Origin of the sequence: Xanthovirga aplysinae (assembly GCF_009711365.1) — a bacterium.
Taxonomy (GTDB): Bacteria; Bacteroidota; Bacteroidia; order Cytophagales; family Cyclobacteriaceae; genus Xanthovirga; species Xanthovirga aplysinae.
In genome coordinates, this window is the sequence record NZ_SMMB01000246.1 from 1 (window position 1) to 837 (window position 837).

An 837-nucleotide genomic window follows, 5' to 3' on the forward strand; every position below is an offset into this window, starting at 1 on the left:
TTGCATTCTGTTCCTTGAACTTAATAGAAGGAAGGATATTTGCACAAAGCAAAGAGTTTCCTCTTCTGCTATGGGAGGATAATTTTGAATGGGGAGAGCAACCTAATCAAGCATTTTGGAATTTCGAAATTGGCACAGGTCATAATGGTTGGGGAAACAATGAATTACAATTTTATACCAATAGAAAGCAAAATGTGAGAGTGGAGGATGGTAAGTTAATAATCCAGGCCCAAAAAGAAACTTACAAAGGAAATGGATACACTTCAGCTCGTATCACTACTCAGAAGAAGAAAGAATTTAAATATGGACGTGTGGAGGTTCGGGCCAAATTACCCGGAGGTACAGGTCTTTGGCCTGCCATTTGGATGTTGGGTTCCAATATTAACCAGGTGGGATGGCCAGAATGTGGTGAAATCGATATCATGGAATATGTGGGCTTTGATCCCGGAGTAATTCATGCTACCATGCATACTCCCTCAAGTCATGGGAATTCTATAAATTCCGAAGAAATATTGGTGTCTGATGCTGAAGACGCCTTTCATATTTACGCTATGGAAAAAACAGTTGAAGCGATTAAGTTTTATGTAGATGGTCAACTTTATTATACCTACAATCCATCTACTAAAGATGCTTCTACCTGGCCCTATGAACAGAACCATTTCTTGATTCTAAATGTAGCTGTAGGGGGAAATTGGGGAGGAAAGGAGGGAATTGATGATTCAGTCTTTCCTCAGCAAATGGAAATAGATTTTGTGAAATTCTTTGGATTACCTAATGGGGGCAAATAATTCTAAATGGTGAAGGATGTAGGTGGAGAGAAATTTGTAATTCCCTCCT

At 39.2% G+C, this 837-nt stretch carries 1 protein-coding gene; it reads left to right on the forward strand.

Features of this window, described 5'->3' with window-relative positions; genetic code table 11:
• On the forward strand, positions 1-788 hold a 788-nt coding region (locus E1171_RS00590), incomplete at its 5' end, for a glycoside hydrolase family 16 protein (RefSeq protein ID WP_155203079.1).
• Between the last annotated feature and the right edge of the window lie 49 nt (positions 789-837).